The 13987-nt window shown below is 49.1% G+C and carries 14 protein-coding genes; all 14 read left to right on the forward strand.

Features of this window, described 5'->3' with window-relative positions; translation table 11 throughout:
• Positions 1 to 44 precede the first annotated feature (44 nt).
• The gene (locus ACTNEN_RS00350; RefSeq protein ID WP_441204078.1) at positions 45 to 1088 is read left to right on the forward strand and encodes a cobalt-precorrin 5A hydrolase; all 1044 of its coding nucleotides are present in this window, start codon (positions 45 to 47) and stop codon (positions 1086 to 1088) included.
• A 157-nt stretch (positions 1089 to 1245) separates the two neighbouring features.
• A complete protein-coding gene (gene cobJ, locus ACTNEN_RS00355; protein ID WP_441204079.1) occupies positions 1246 to 1983 on the forward strand; it encodes a precorrin-3B C(17)-methyltransferase in 738 nt (245 codons plus the stop codon).
• 5 nt (positions 1984 to 1988) lie between these two features.
• Entirely contained in the window at positions 1989 to 2771 is a 783-nt protein-coding gene (cobK, locus tag ACTNEN_RS00360) for a precorrin-6A reductase (RefSeq protein WP_441204402.1), read from the forward strand.
• A gap of 29 nt (positions 2772 to 2800) precedes the next feature.
• Positions 2801 to 5233, forward strand: a complete 2433-nt coding sequence (locus ACTNEN_RS00365; protein ID WP_441204080.1) for a cobyrinate a,c-diamide synthase — start codon at positions 2801 to 2803, stop codon at positions 5231 to 5233.
• Positions 5230 to 5808, forward strand: a complete 579-nt coding sequence (locus tag ACTNEN_RS00370) for a bifunctional adenosylcobinamide kinase/adenosylcobinamide-phosphate guanylyltransferase (protein ID WP_441204081.1) — start codon at positions 5230 to 5232, stop codon at positions 5806 to 5808. Before ACTNEN_RS00365 ends, ACTNEN_RS00370 begins: the two co-directional genes overlap by 4 nt.
• A gap of 2 nt (positions 5809 to 5810) precedes the next feature.
• On the forward strand, positions 5811 to 6584 hold the full coding sequence (locus tag ACTNEN_RS00375; protein WP_441204082.1) for an adenosylcobinamide-GDP ribazoletransferase: 774 nt from the start codon (positions 5811 to 5813) through the stop codon (positions 6582 to 6584).
• A gap of 24 nt (positions 6585 to 6608) precedes the next feature.
• A complete protein-coding gene (locus tag ACTNEN_RS00380) occupies positions 6609 to 6938 on the forward strand; it encodes a bifunctional adenosylcobinamide kinase/adenosylcobinamide-phosphate guanylyltransferase (protein WP_441204083.1) in 330 nt (109 codons plus the stop codon).
• Between the two features lie 35 nt (positions 6939 to 6973).
• Positions 6974 to 7633 (forward strand): histidine phosphatase family protein, encoded by a 660-nt coding sequence (locus ACTNEN_RS00385; protein ID WP_441204084.1) that lies wholly within the window; start codon positions 6974 to 6976, stop codon positions 7631 to 7633.
• Positions 7630 to 8694 (forward strand): adenosylcobinamide-phosphate synthase CbiB, encoded by a 1065-nt coding sequence (cbiB, locus tag ACTNEN_RS00390; protein ID WP_441204085.1) that lies wholly within the window; start codon positions 7630 to 7632, stop codon positions 8692 to 8694. Before ACTNEN_RS00385 ends, cbiB begins: the two co-directional genes overlap by 4 nt.
• Before the next feature lie 90 nt (positions 8695 to 8784).
• Complete coding sequence (locus ACTNEN_RS00395) at positions 8785 to 9915, forward strand: pyridoxal phosphate-dependent aminotransferase (protein ID WP_441204086.1); 1131 nt, start codon at positions 8785 to 8787, stop codon at positions 9913 to 9915.
• Positions 9897 to 11432, forward strand: coding sequence for a cobyric acid synthase (locus ACTNEN_RS00400; protein ID WP_441204087.1), 1536 nt, complete (start codon positions 9897 to 9899; stop codon positions 11430 to 11432). The genes ACTNEN_RS00395 and ACTNEN_RS00400 overlap by 19 nt, the downstream gene beginning before the upstream one ends.
• Positions 11429 to 12085, forward strand: coding sequence for a cob(I)yrinic acid a,c-diamide adenosyltransferase (locus ACTNEN_RS00405; protein WP_441204088.1), 657 nt, complete (start codon positions 11429 to 11431; stop codon positions 12083 to 12085). Before ACTNEN_RS00400 ends, ACTNEN_RS00405 begins: the two co-directional genes overlap by 4 nt.
• Positions 12086 to 12134: 49 nt before the next feature.
• Positions 12135 to 12791 (forward strand): precorrin-8X methylmutase, encoded by a 657-nt coding sequence (locus ACTNEN_RS00410; protein ID WP_441204089.1) that lies wholly within the window; start codon positions 12135 to 12137, stop codon positions 12789 to 12791.
• Between the two features lie 22 nt (positions 12792 to 12813).
• Positions 12814 to 13977, forward strand: coding sequence for a flagellin lysine-N-methylase (fliB, locus tag ACTNEN_RS00415; protein ID WP_441204090.1), 1164 nt, complete (start codon positions 12814 to 12816; stop codon positions 13975 to 13977).
• The last annotated feature ends 10 nt before the right edge of the window (positions 13978 to 13987 follow it).

The following is a 13987-nucleotide window of genomic DNA, read 5'->3' on the forward strand; positions in this document are numbered from 1 at the left end:
CATAAAAAACTTTAAGAGATAAGATGTAAGAAGGAGCGCGTGTCATGAACGCTGGTATCATTGCCTTTACAGAAAAGGCATATCGACTGGGCGAGAGGATCAAAGCACAGTGGATCGATAACGATAAGGACAATCCGCCGGACATTGAGCTTATAGCTAAAACTAAGGCTTTGCCGGAGCTGATGGATCGCCGCGAAACCATGGACATCATTGCTGCATGGTTCCGGGAAAAGGATGCGATCCTTTTTCTTTCTGCCACAGGTATTGCCGTAAGATGTATTGCACCATATCTTAAGCATAAATCTGTAGACCCCGCGGTTCTCGTCATGGATGAGGATGCCAGGTTCTGCATTTCGCTTTTGTCAGGACATCTGGGAGGAGCCAACGCACTCGCAGCGAAAATCGCAGGCTGGACGAAATCTACACCCGTGATTACGACAGCGACCGATGAGGAAGGGATGTTTTCTGTCGATCTTTTTGCCAAGGAAAATCATCTTATCATAACGGATTTTACCAAGGCAAAGGAAATCAGCGCCAAGGTACTGCGAGGTGAGAAGCTCCGTATCGTAACGGAAATCTCACAAGAGAGCCTTAAAAAATTACCCGGGGCAGACGAAGCGGAATATGTGGAGCGAGATCAGGCGGCGCAGGCGGATATCCTGATTTCCGAGCGGCGGGATGCGGAAACTGCAGGTCTTTTACTGATACCTGTCAGAATCTGTATCGGCATCGGTTCCCGTAAGGGAGTGAGCGAGGAGGCTGTCCGATATGCAGTAGAGGAATGTCTCAGCGCCTATAATCTCAGAGAAGCGGCTGTAGAAGTTATGGCAAGCATTGACCTGAAAAAATCAGAGCCCGGAATCCTGGCATTTTCCTACCGGAGCGGAATCCCCTTTGTAACCTATACAGCAGAGGAGCTTGCCGCAGTGGATGGATCCTTTAGCGAGTCCTCATTTGTGCGGTCTGTGACAGGTGTCGCCAATGTCTGCGAGCGGGCAGCAGCACGAGCCGCAGGAAAGTCCGGACGGAAAATCGCGGCAAAGACCATATACGGAGATGTTACGATTTCACTATGGGCAAAGGAATAATGATTCATACGCCGCCGCACCTGCTTCAGGCGACCGGTTGGAGCTGGTGGAGAGCTTCACTAAAGGTTCTTGCAAGGACAGATCGTTTTACAGAACGACTTTATGTGATGAGAGATTGAACGGGAATTAGGATTAAAAATAGGATGGGAGACTTTATATGGCAGTCCTTGGTACAGTTTATGTAGTAGGCATCGGACCGGGTGATCGGGAGCATCTTACACTGGAAGCGGAATCCGTGCTTAAAAAATCCGAGGTGATCGTCGGCTATACCCTGTATGTGGATCTAATCCGCAGGTATTTTCCAGATAAAGTTTGGATCACAAGCGGAATGATGCAGGAGGAGACACGGTGCCGTATGGCACTTCTGGAAGCTGCAAAGGGTAAAATCGTCTCCATGATTTCCAGTGGCGACAGTGGCGTATATGGTATGGCAGGTCTGATGCTATGCCTCGGTACAGAATACCCGGAGGTTGCGATCGAGATCATCCCGGGCATTACTTCAGCGCTCTCCGGAGGAGCTATGCTGGGAGCACCGCTTGGGCATGATTTTGCTGTCATCAGTCTCTCGGATCTGCTGACTCCGTGGGAACGCATCGAGAAACGTCTGAGACTTGCCGGTGAGGCCGACCTTGCCATTGCAATCTATAATCCGTCCTCCAGGAAGAGGAAGGAGTATTTGAAGCGCGCCTGTGATATCCTGCTGTTATCCAAAGCTCCGGAAACAATCTGCGGAATTGTAAGAAACATCGCGCGCGAGGGCGCAGAATCCAGAATTTTAACGCTTAAGGAACTGAGAGATACGGAGGTCGATATGCTGACAACCGTCTTTATAGGTAACAGTGAGACCCGTATCATTGATGGGCGAATGGTTACGCCACGGGGGTACCCGCTGTGAACATCATGATTTTTGGCGGCACCACAGAAGGCCGGGAACTTGCCCAATGTCTTATGAAAACAAGGCATAAGATCCTTTACTCTGCAGCAACAGAATATGGAGCATTGCTCATCCCGGAGAGCGGCAATCTTAAAGTCCGGTATGGCCGCATGCAGGTGGAGGATATGCTCCAATGCTTTAAGGAAGAAGATATTTCCATGGTTTTGGATGCAACCCATCCGTATGCGGTACTGGCAGGAAAAACAATACGAAAAGCAGCAAGGCTCGCAGACATACGATATCTCAGAATCCGGAGAGATCTGGAAGCGTCCACGTCTATGCTATCCGGAAGAGACTTTCGTACGTTTCCAACCGTGAAGGATGCGGCAGAGTGGTTACGTCATGAGGAGGGAAAGATTTTGATCACCACCGGTAGTAAGGAAATTGAAGCTTACACCTGCATCCCTGATTACAAGGAGAGATGCTTTGTAAGAGCGTTACCCCAGGAAGCTGTACTCCAAAAGCTTAAAGCACTCGGGTTTCCGGGGAAGATGCTCTGTCTTATGCAGGGACCCTTTTCCGAGGATTTAAACTTTGCCCTACTGAAGCAGACGGGGGCACGTTTCCTTGTAAGTAAAAATTCCGGAGAAACCGGAGGCTTTCCGGAAAAGTGCGAGGCAGCCATCCGCGCAGGTGCAGAGCTTTTGGTGATCGGAGCTCCGCCGGAGACAGATCCTCTCAAACCTCCGAGAGAGCAGGAAATGACTCTGATCCAGGCGGAAACATATCTTAGCCAAATTTACGAGTAATTATACATGATGAACTACAGGAGGCAACATTGGCAAAACGGCATTATCCGAGAATACTGATCGCGGCGACGAGAAGTGGTGCAGGTAAAACTACAGTGACCTGCGGACTTTTGTCTGCACTTAAAATGAAGGGAAAGAAACTCTGTGCATTTAAATGCGGTCCGGATTATATTGATCCGATGTTTCATCAAACCGTACTGGGGATCCCATCTGCAAACCTTGATCTCTATTTTACCGGAGAGTGTGGTACGAGATCGCTGTTTTTAGAGTATGCTAAGGATGCGGAACTCTCCGTAATAGAGGGAGTCATGGGTTTTTATGATGGACTGGGTGGGGTGTCGGAAGATGCTTCCTCCTGGCGGCTATCTGAAACCATCCGTACGCCGGTGATTCTGGTAGTAGATGCAAGGGGCGCCAGTGTGTCGATCGCTTCGGAAATTCTCGGGTTTAAGGCATTCCATCCCAACCGGATCCGGGGAGTGATCCTGAACCGGGTGACAGCTGCCTTTTATCCGAGGCTTAAGGAAATGCTGGAGGCAAGAACCGGGATAAGAGTTTTGGGATATCTGCCGGAGCAGAACGAACTTCGCGTGCCATCTCGTCATCTTGGGCTTTTCAGCCCGGAGGAGCTCCCGGATATTCAGAACTGGACTGAAAGGCTTGGTAAAAAAGCAATGGAAACGCTGGATCTTGAAAGCATTCTTAAGCTTGCAGACGTGGCAGAAGACTTCACCGAGGAGGAGCTCCGGGAGAAAGAGCATTTTTTTAATCTTCCAGTGCTGCCGGAAACAGTCCGGGTGGGGATTCCGGAGGATGCTGCATTCAGCTTCTATTACCGTGAAAATCTGGATTTACTGAAACGTATGGGCGCGGAGCTTGTGCCGTTCCATCCAATGACGGGGGAAGGTCTGCCATCAGAGCTGGATGGTCTCATGCTTGGCGGCGGATATCCTGAGCTTTACGTAAGGGATTTATCAGAAAACAAAAAGCTGCGGAAGGCTGTACGGAGAGCAGTACGGAAGCAGCAGATGCCCTGCATTGCGGAATGCGGTGGATTTATGTATCTCCAGGAGGAGCTTACTGATGCGGAGGGCTACTGCGGCAAAATGGCAGGAGCGATTCCGGGGATAGCCAAGCCACAGGAACATCTCGTCCGATTCGGATATCTCGAGGCAGAGACCTTGACAGGTGGTCTGTTTGGCGATGCTCATCAAAAAATCCGGGGACATGAATTTCATCACTGGGACTCCACAGAGATCGGTCATGGATTCCGGATCCGAAAGCCAAAGTCGGAACGCACATGGACAGAGGAGGTATATACGGATACGCTTACCGCCGGATATCCGCATTTTTATTATTACAGCAATCCGATGATGCTGTATCATTTTCTGGAAGCCTGTCTCAGGTTTAAAATCGAGCGTAAGACAAAGCTTAGATTTGACAGGATGGCAAAGCCTATTGACAGTCTTGGAAAGCTTGAGGAGCTTACGGTAAAAATTCATGGCATTTACCGGACGGAGGCGCCGCTTGCACTTACACCCCAAGCACTGGTGGTGCTGGCGGGAGATCATGGCGTTGTTAGAGAGGGTGTGTCGCAGACAGACAGCTCCGTCACCCAAATTGTGGCGGAGAACTTTGCTAAGGGTAAAACCAACACAAGTCTCCTTGCGCGTGATGCCGGAGCCGATCTTTTTATTGTGGATGTCGGCATGGATACAGAGCCCTATCCGGAAAAAGCGCTTGTTACCGGTGCGGTTGTGGACCGGAAGGTCCGGAGGGGAACCGGTGATATTGTCAATGAAAAAGCAATGCAGTATCAGGAAGCAGTCAAAGCCGTGGAAGTCGGTAAGGAGCTTGTGAGAGAGCTTCGTCAAAAGGGGTATCGTTTGATCGGAACCGGAGAAATGGGGATCGGCAATACAACCCCTACAAGCGTCCTTGCGGGATTACTTTTACAGCTTCCGGCGGAGAAGGTGACAGGGCAGGGTGCGGGTCTCTCGGAGGACGGGAGACTTAGGAAAGTAAGGGTCGTAAAGAAAACGATGCAGCGTATCCGGGAAGCAAAGACAACGGATCCGATGGAACTTCTCTCACAGGGTGGAGGTCTGGAGATCGCTGCTATGTGCGGGATGTTTCTCGGTGGTGTCGAGTACCAGATCCCGATCCTTGTGGATGGCGCAATTTCCGCAATTTCCGCACTTCTTGCCGAGCGGATGGACCTGAGAGTCCGAAATTATGTCATTCCCTCGCACATACCAAGAGAAACCGCCGGCAGGGAAGCATTAAAGGCACTCGGCATTAAAAAGCTTGCCATGATTGATGGAAATCTTGCGCTCGGAGAGGGATCCGGTACCATGCTGCTGCTTCCGCTTATTACGATGGCAGAGCATATTTACCGGGAGATGGGAAGCTTTGATGACTACAATATTGAGCCTTATAAGCGATATCAGGAGAAAAAATGATACATCTTATTACCGGCGGAGCCGGATCCGGCAAGTCAAGCTATGCCGAGCACTTGATACAGAAATTTGCAGAGCAGGTTCCGGAAGCAAAAAAGATCTATATTGCAACTATGCATCGGAATCAGGATCCGGAAACCATCCGGCGGATCCAACGGCACCGGGAGCAGCGAGCCGGCATGGGATTTAAAACCCTGGAGTGGGAAATTTTGCCGGACATTGATGCGAATACCTCCGGCGCGGAAACTACGTGTTTGTCAAAGTCGTATATTTTGCTGGAGGATCTCTCTAATCTTTTAGCCAATGAAATGTTTCTCCCAGCCGGGCATATGAAATATGATGAGGACCGGCTTTGGATGAGGGCGGAGGAAACGTTACTTACACCGATTACAGCACTCTCCAGGCAGGCTGAGGAGCTTGTGATTGTCAGTAATGAGATCTTCTCGGATGGGATCAGGTACGATCCTGATACGGAGAGATATATTACGCTGCTCGGAAGGCTCAACCAAGGCATTGGACAACAGGCGGCAACGGTAACAGAGGTTGTCGCCGGCATTCCGATCCGGTGGAAAGGATAAAAATGAAATCGTTGATTATCGCGTTTTCCATGTATTCCAGGATACCTATGCCAAAGGTTTCGTGGAGCAGAGAAAGCATGAAGTACAGTATGTGTTTTTTTCCTCTGATCGGGGCAGTCATCGGGGTTCTGAGTGTGCTTTTATATAAGCTTATGATTTTTCTGAGCTTCCCAGGATCCATAAGAGCCGCTGTGCTCCTTGCGGTACCGTTGCTGGTTACCGGAGGGATTCACATGGATGGATTTTTAGATACGATTGATGCGATCAAGAGCTTCCGTACAAGGGAAGAGAGACTGCAAATCCTTAAGGATCCGCATTGTGGTGCCTTTGCGGTAATCATCGGAGCGTTTTATCTTGTGCTAGAGTATGCATTTTTGCAGGCGGCGGATGCTGATACTGTAAAGATCATTGCTGCATCCTACGCCTTATCAAGGATCTTATCCGGAATCTCGGTGGTTCGCTTCCCAAAGGCTAAAAAGGATGGCACGCTTCGGAGCTTTGCCGATGCAGCAGACAGGAGAGTCTACCGGATCCTCCTTATGGAGCTTATCGTAATGCTTCTTGTCCTGCTCTATATGGATCCGCTTCTCGGAGCTGCGGCGATGGTGTCTGCGATGCTTGTGTTTCTCTATTACTGGTTCATGTCCCAGCAGAGCTTCGGGGGTACGACGGGGGATCTTGCCGGATATTTTTTAAGTCTCTGTGAGCTCTGGATGCTGATTTTGGTGACTATTGTTTCATTATTACGAGGAGTGCTGCTTACATTTCTGCAGTAAGTATATATTTAGAGAGGATGATGTATGATACTGATCATCGGCGGTAAGAGCCAGGGGAAAAAAGCATTCGCAGCTAAAGAATTTCCGGAATACAAGGTAGTGGAGCAATACCAGGAAACGGTACGTAAGCAGATGCTGGACGGTCTTGACCCGATGCAGGAGGCTGAGAAGCTGTTTTTACAGGGAGATGAGCAGCTTCTCATCATCACGGATGAGATCGGCTGCGGGATTGTTCCGATGGACCCGTGGGAGAGAGCGTACCGCGAGACGGACGGCAGGGTCAACGGTTATCTTGCAGAGCATGCGGAATCGGTTTACCGGGTGCTCGCCGGGATTGCGATGAAGATAAAATAGCCGGGAGTAAGCTTCTGATCACAAATGGGGAAACAATGATGAATCAAAGTACGCGGGTCATATATCTTATACGGCATGGCATGACGAAAGGAAATCTTGAGCACCGCTATCTCTCTTATACGGAGGAAAGCATCCTGCCATCGGAGGAAACCTTACTTAAAGCTTTCCGTGTGACGCATCGCGAATGTCTTTTAAGGGAGTTTGCCCCGGAAAGTACCAGTTTGGTGCTTAGCCCCCGGAAGCGCTGCATGGAGACGGCGGAGGTCCTGCTGCCGGAGCTGCGGGATCATGTCATGGTAAGAGAATGTCTTGGCGAAATGGATTTTGGCGCGTTTGAATATGAAAACTATGAGAGTTTGATGTCAGATCCTGAAAAACAGGCATATTATCAGCACTTCATTGACTCCGGAGGAGAACTCCCGTTTCCGGAGGGAGAGAGCAAGGCGGAATTTATTACTCGTGTAAGTGACGGGTTTTGTGATATACTGCAGGAATTATGGCATTCGAATGTTAAAACCATCTGCTTTGTCGTGCATGGCGGGACAATCATGGGAATTCTGGACAGCTTTTCCTATCCGCGGCGGTCCTATTTTGACTGGATGTGCGGATGTCTTGAGGGCTATCGCATGAACGCATGTATGGAAAATGGGCTGCCGGTACTTACGGAAATTACAAAGGTGACGTTACGTAAATGAAAGATCGTATTATAATTCTGCTTCTTGCATCGCTCCTGGATCTTTTGCTGGGAGACCCGCATGTGCTTTATCATCCGGTGCAGGCGATGGGGGCACTGATTCAACTCCTGGAACACGTGCTTCGCCGCATGCTACACATTCGCCCGGAAAAAGAAGCAGATCCATGGAAAAAAAGAATCGCGGGTTTTATAGTTGCGCTGCTTGTGCCGACGATCTCTGCCGGCATTACCGTAGCTTTATTGTTTGCCGCCGAAAGTCTGCATCCTTTTTTAGCCAGGCTTTTAGCTGTCTGGATCTCTTATCAAATGCTTGCGGCGAGATCCTTATACCAGGAGAGCATGAAGGTCTATGACGCACTGAAAAGGGATAAGCTTGAGGATGCCCGGAAGGCGGTATCCGGCATTGTCGGGAGGGATACGGCTGTGCTGTCAAAAGCCGGCATCATCAGGGCAGCGGTAGAAACGGTAGCGGAAAACACATCCGATGGGGTGATCGCACCGTTATTTTACATGATCCTTTTGGGACCGATCGGCGGAGTTATATATAAGGCGGTGAATACGATGGATTCCATGATCGGCTATCGCAATGACCGGTACTGGTATTTCGGTACAGCAGCCGCTCGTCTGGATGATCTTTTTAATTTCATCCCTGCAAGACTTTCCGGGCTTTTGATGGTTGAGGCATCGTTTCTGCTCCGGCTGGATGGTAAAAATGCGTGGAAAATCTTTCTTAGGGACCGAAAGAAACATAAAAGTCCCAATTCAGCGCATACGGAAGCGGCATGTGCCGGTGCGCTCGATATAAGTCTTGCAGGAGATGCGCAGTATTTCGGAAAGCTTGTGCATAAGCCGGTACTTGGGGAAGCTCTCCGGGAAATTGAACCGGAGGATATTGTCCGTGCCAATCGGCTGATGCTTGTGACGGCGTTTCTCTGCCTGTTTCAGGCGATCGTGATCCTCTTGATACTACGTCTGCTTGTACCAGGTTTTATTATACCAAGACTTCTTGCATCAGGATTTCTTGCACCAGGTCTTCTTGCGCCGGGATATTTTTTATATTGACGGGGTGCCTTAAGCTTATAATTTGTCACATGGAACATGTTTTTTAAGCATATTCAGAATCACATTTAGAATTATATTTAGAACAAAGCGATGGAAACGTATGTACATGGCGGTGATATTTACCGCGACAATATTGAGATGGACTTCTCGGCAAATATCAATCCTCTGGGGATGCCTGAGGCTGCGATTGCGGCGGCTGTTACGGGGATCCGAAGGTCCGTGCATTATCCGGACTGGAAGTCGGAAACGCTGGTCAAAGCGATTTCCGCGTTTCATGGGATACCGGAAGATGAGATCCTACCGGGCAATGGTGCTGCTGAGCTGATTTATGCCTTGTGCCTCGGATTCCGCCCGGAGAGTGCCTGGGTGCCAGCTCCCGGCTTTCAGGAATACGAAGCTGCGCTTACAGCTGCCGGGGCATCCGTGCACAGGATCTTTTTAGAGGAGAGCAATGGATTCCGGGTCGATCAGAGTAAGGATATCATTGATGTACTTCTTAAGGACCCGGATATCGCAGGAACATGTATGAAAAATGTACCGGAGGGAGGCAGGCTGGCAGAGATGACTTCCAAAATGCGAATGCTGTTTCTCTGTAATCCCAATAATCCGACGGGACAGCTTCTTAGCAAAACGGTGCTGAAGGAGATTCTTGCTTATACGGAAAAACATCATATTATGGTTGCAATGGATGAATGCTTCCTGCCGTTTCTTCCGGATGAGCAGGAATACAGTATGCTTTCAGAGCTGGAAAACTATCAAAACCTCATTATTTTCCGTGCATTTACCAAGATTTACGGGATGCCGGGGTTAAGACTTGGATATGCGGTATCAGGAAACCGGGAGATCCTTCATAAGATGCGCCGGGTGCTGCAGCCATGGAATGTGTCGATCCCGGCACAGATGGCTGGAACTGCCGCTTTGGGCGCAGAGGATTTTTTAACGGAGACCAGAGTACTTGTAAGGAAGGAGCGGGAGTACCTTGAGAACGCATTGTCGCATGGACTTGCAGAGAAGGTTTATCCCGGCTCTGTGAATTATGTATTCTTCCGAAGTCGTCCCGATTTAAAGGAAAAACTCAGAGAAAAAGGCATTCTGATCCGCTCCTGTGGAAATTATGCGGGACTGGACTCAAGATATTTCCGGATCTGTGTGAAAACGCATCCGGAAAATGAAATGCTGATCCGGAAATGGAAGGAGATTGTATGGCAAAATCCATTATGATCCAGGGCACGATGTCCAATGTCGGTAAAAGCTTCCTTTGCGCCGGACTTTGCCGTATCTTTCATCAGGACGGCTACCGGGTTGCTCCATTTAAGTCACAGAATATGGCGCTAAATTCTTATATTACGTCAGAGGGACTGGAAATGGGCAGGGCGCAGGTGGTACAGGCGGAGGCGGCAGGTATTGCACCATCGGTAAGGATGAACCCGATCCTTTTGAAGCCGACCGGAGATATGGGATCACAGGTCATCGTCAATGGAGAGGTTGTCGGAAATATGCGTGCTTCGGAGTATTTCCGGTACAAAAAAGAGCTGATCCCCGTCATCCTTAAAGACTATGAGGAGCTCTCGGAACAGAATGACATCATAGTCATTGAGGGCGCAGGGAGTCCTGCGGAAATCAACCTTAAAGAGGATGATATTGTTAACATGGGGCTCGCCGGGATGACCGACAGTCCTGTGCTTCTGGTCGGAAATATTGATCCCGGAGGAGTCTTTGCCCAGCTTATCGGGACGCTTGTCTTGCTGGAGCCGGCAGAAAAAGAGCGGGTTAAGGGCTTTATCATAAACAAGTTCCGGGGAGATCCGGGGATACTTGCGCCCGGACTTCGTATGCTGGAGGAAAAGGCAGACAAAAAGGTGCTGGGGGTTGTTCCATACATGGATATCCGGCTTGAGGATGAAGATTCGCTCTCCGAGGTCCTGTCTCATAAAAGCATCCATGGTGACATCGATATTGCCGTGATCCGACTGCCGAGGATTTCCAATTTTACAGATTTTGAGGCTCTCGACACAGATCCATCGGTCTCGGTGCGTTATGTCTCATCTCCTAAGGAGCTTGGCAATCCGGATGTGATCATCATCCCCGGCACAAAAAATACGATAGAAGATCTTATGTGGCTTCGCCAGCATGGTCTGGAAGCTAAAATTTCCAGTGCCTACCAGAAGGGCTGCATCCTGTTAGGAATCTGCGGCGGGTATCAGATGTTCGGCGAATGGATTCTGGATCCGGAGGGGCTCGAGACGGAGAGAGGCAGCCGCGTCCGCGGTATGGGGTATCTGCCCATGACAACAGAATTTGCCCATCAAAAAACGAGAACTCTGGTACAAGGCAGAACGGGGAGCTTCCAGGGACCATTGGCAGGCTTATCTAATCTTCCAGTATCCGGTTATGAAATCCATATGGGTAGAAGCGAGAGGAGAGATTCGGGTACTGCATGCAGCTCTTTTGCGGATATCCGCGAAAGAACGCATGGTTCAGATCTGCCTCGTCCGGATGGGATGCTGAAGGATCGCGTTCTGGGAACCTATCTGCATGGCATATTTGATGAAAGTGCATTTCGTACCGCTTTTGTCCGGATGCTTCGGAAGCAGAAAGGACTCCCTCCGGATAAATCACAAAATTCCGGTTTGGATTACAGAGCATACCGGGAACAGCAGTATGATAAGCTGGCGGATGTTCTGAGAAATTGTCTTGACATGGAAGAAATTTACCGCATTATGGGGATCAAGAGATGATACAGATTTATGATGGAAACGGAAAGGGTAAAACGACAGCTGCGATTGGTCTTGCCGTCCGTGCTGCCGGACATCGGATTCCGGTATTGTTTATACAGTTTTTAAAGGATGCGCACAGCGGGGAAATATCTGTGCTGCGGCATATTCCCGGTGTGCATGTGCTGCATGCCGAGCATTTTTTCGGCTTTTCCTTTCGGATGACGGAGGAGGAAAAGGAAATCAGCCGCGAGGAGTACCGGGGACTTTTAACGAGCGCTGCGCTCTTTTTAAGCGAGCATACAGAGAAAATTCCGGAAAGCAGCAAGAACCCAGCTGAACTGTGTCTCCTTAAAAATCAGGCTGCTAATAAAGATCCGTATGATATGAAGCATCAGGGTGATGGCAAAAATCTGAATGATAGAGACAGTGCTTCCCCCGACTGTTTGATTGTACTGGATGAGGTCTTACATGCTGTAAATGCCGGGCTTCTTGAGGAATCGGAGCTGCTGCATTTTCTGGATGAGGCAAAGTGCTCTCTCGGTGCGGAAATTGTGCTCACGGGCACCGATCCCGGAGAGGAAATCAGCAAAAGAGCAGATTATATCTCTGAAATCAGGAAGGTCCGGCATCCATTTGACCGTGGGATCCTTGCCAGAAAGGGGATAGAGGAATAGTCAGCACCAAAAGAATCTTATAATAGTCAGCATTGAAAGGACCTTATTTATGGTACAGGAAATCAAGCTCCTTCATATAGAAGCAAAAGACATTGAGCATCGCAGTATGGAAATCATTTCAGACACGATCCGTCAGGAGTATCCGGAGAGGATGATCCCGCAGGAGCTTCTGCCGGTTATGCTGCGAGTGATCCATACGACCGCCGATTTTGAGTATCTTGATACAATGACATTCACGGATGGTGTTGTAAGCATTTTATCCGATGCGCTCCGACAGGGTGCTGTTGTTGTGACAGACACAGAAATGGCGCGGGCAGGCATCAATAAACGCAGGCTCTCTCAATATGGAGGCGAAGTACGCTGCTTTATGTCAGATCCTGAGGTTGCAAAGGAAGCTAAGGCACGGGGAATTACAAGGGCAGCTGTCAGCATGGAGCATGCAGCACATATCCAAAAGCCTGTAATTTTTGCCATTGGCAATGCCCCGACGGCGCTCATCAGCCTTTATGAGCTTATAGAGAAGCAGCAGCTTCACCCGGTCGGTATCATTGCTGTCCCGGTTGGCTTTGTGAATGTTGTTGAAGCCAAGGAGCTCATTCTATCGTTAAAGGATATCCCTTCTATTGTTGCAAGAGGAAGGAAGGGCGGAAGTAATGTAGCTGCCGCCATTGTTAATGCAATGCTGTATCAGCTGCCAGAGAAATAGTATTGTGTAGAGGAGAAACTTTATGAAGGAAATCTTTCCAAGATCTTATGCGGCTTTTCACTGCATCGGTGGAGACTGCAGCAATACCTGCTGTCAGGAGTGGAAAATTACCGTAGATGAGGCATGCTTTCAGCGATGGAAGCATTTACCGGTCCCGGAGACGTCTGTACACGCACAGGCGGCAAAAGACAGGAAGCTTTCTTTTCATACGGAGATTAGGGATGGCGTGAGAGTAATCCGTCTTAATTCTGAGAGAAAATGCCCGTACTTAACGGAAAATAGACTTTGCAGTCTTGTAATTCGCTATGGAGAGGAGGCTCTGCCGTATACCTGTGATGTATTTCCCCGGCAGTATCATGAATTTCCAGACCGGATCGAGCGATCTTTGGTTTCATGCTGTCCGGAAGTTGTGGATCTTTTGAAAGAACCGGGATCGATGACATTCGCAGACTACTCGGTACAAGATAAAACAGGAGACTGGAAGCAGGATCTCAGAAATCTTGCCATGGGATACCTCATGGACGAAGCGTGTACTCCGGAAACGAATCTGAAACGATGCTTTTTTGTACTTCTGGATGTGGCAGACCGCAGGAAGCGGGAAGTGGAACCGGAATTAGGACGCTACCGGGAGCCTGGATTTTTAAACGAGCTATTGACTGCAATCGAAGGTCTCCCGGTAACAATAGATAGCATACTTGAGAGAAATGAGCTGTTTCTGGATCTCACATTTGAATATCACAAACAAGGCATGTATCGCAACTGGCTTCCTTTACTGATCCGGCAGGCGGAAATACTGGAAGTTGAGCTCACGCAGGATGCAAAGAACGGTCACAAGAGTATATATACAAAATACCGGGCCTATAGAGAAAGCATGCGGCAATACGATACGCTTTTCAGAAGCTTTCTGGGATCCGAGATTTTTACCAGCATGCTGCTTCCGGAATCAGAGTATCCGGACATGGTGATGATGTATGAGTGGATCACGATGGAATATGCCGCAGTGATGCATGCCTTGTTTCTTTTATATAGCATTAAGTCTTCACTTTCCTATGAAGATGTCCGGGACCTTCTTGTAACGATTACGAGGATCACCGGCTTTGATGAAGATGATATTTCTGATTATATGAAGGAGAGCTTTGCAGCTCCGGTCTGGGAGTGGGGGTATTATGCCCTTGTTACGGGATAATCCCCCAGAG

Source organism: Oribacterium sp. HCP28S3_H8 (assembly GCF_052064775.1).
In the GTDB taxonomy this organism is placed as follows: Bacteria; Bacillota; Clostridia; order Lachnospirales; family Lachnospiraceae; genus Oribacterium.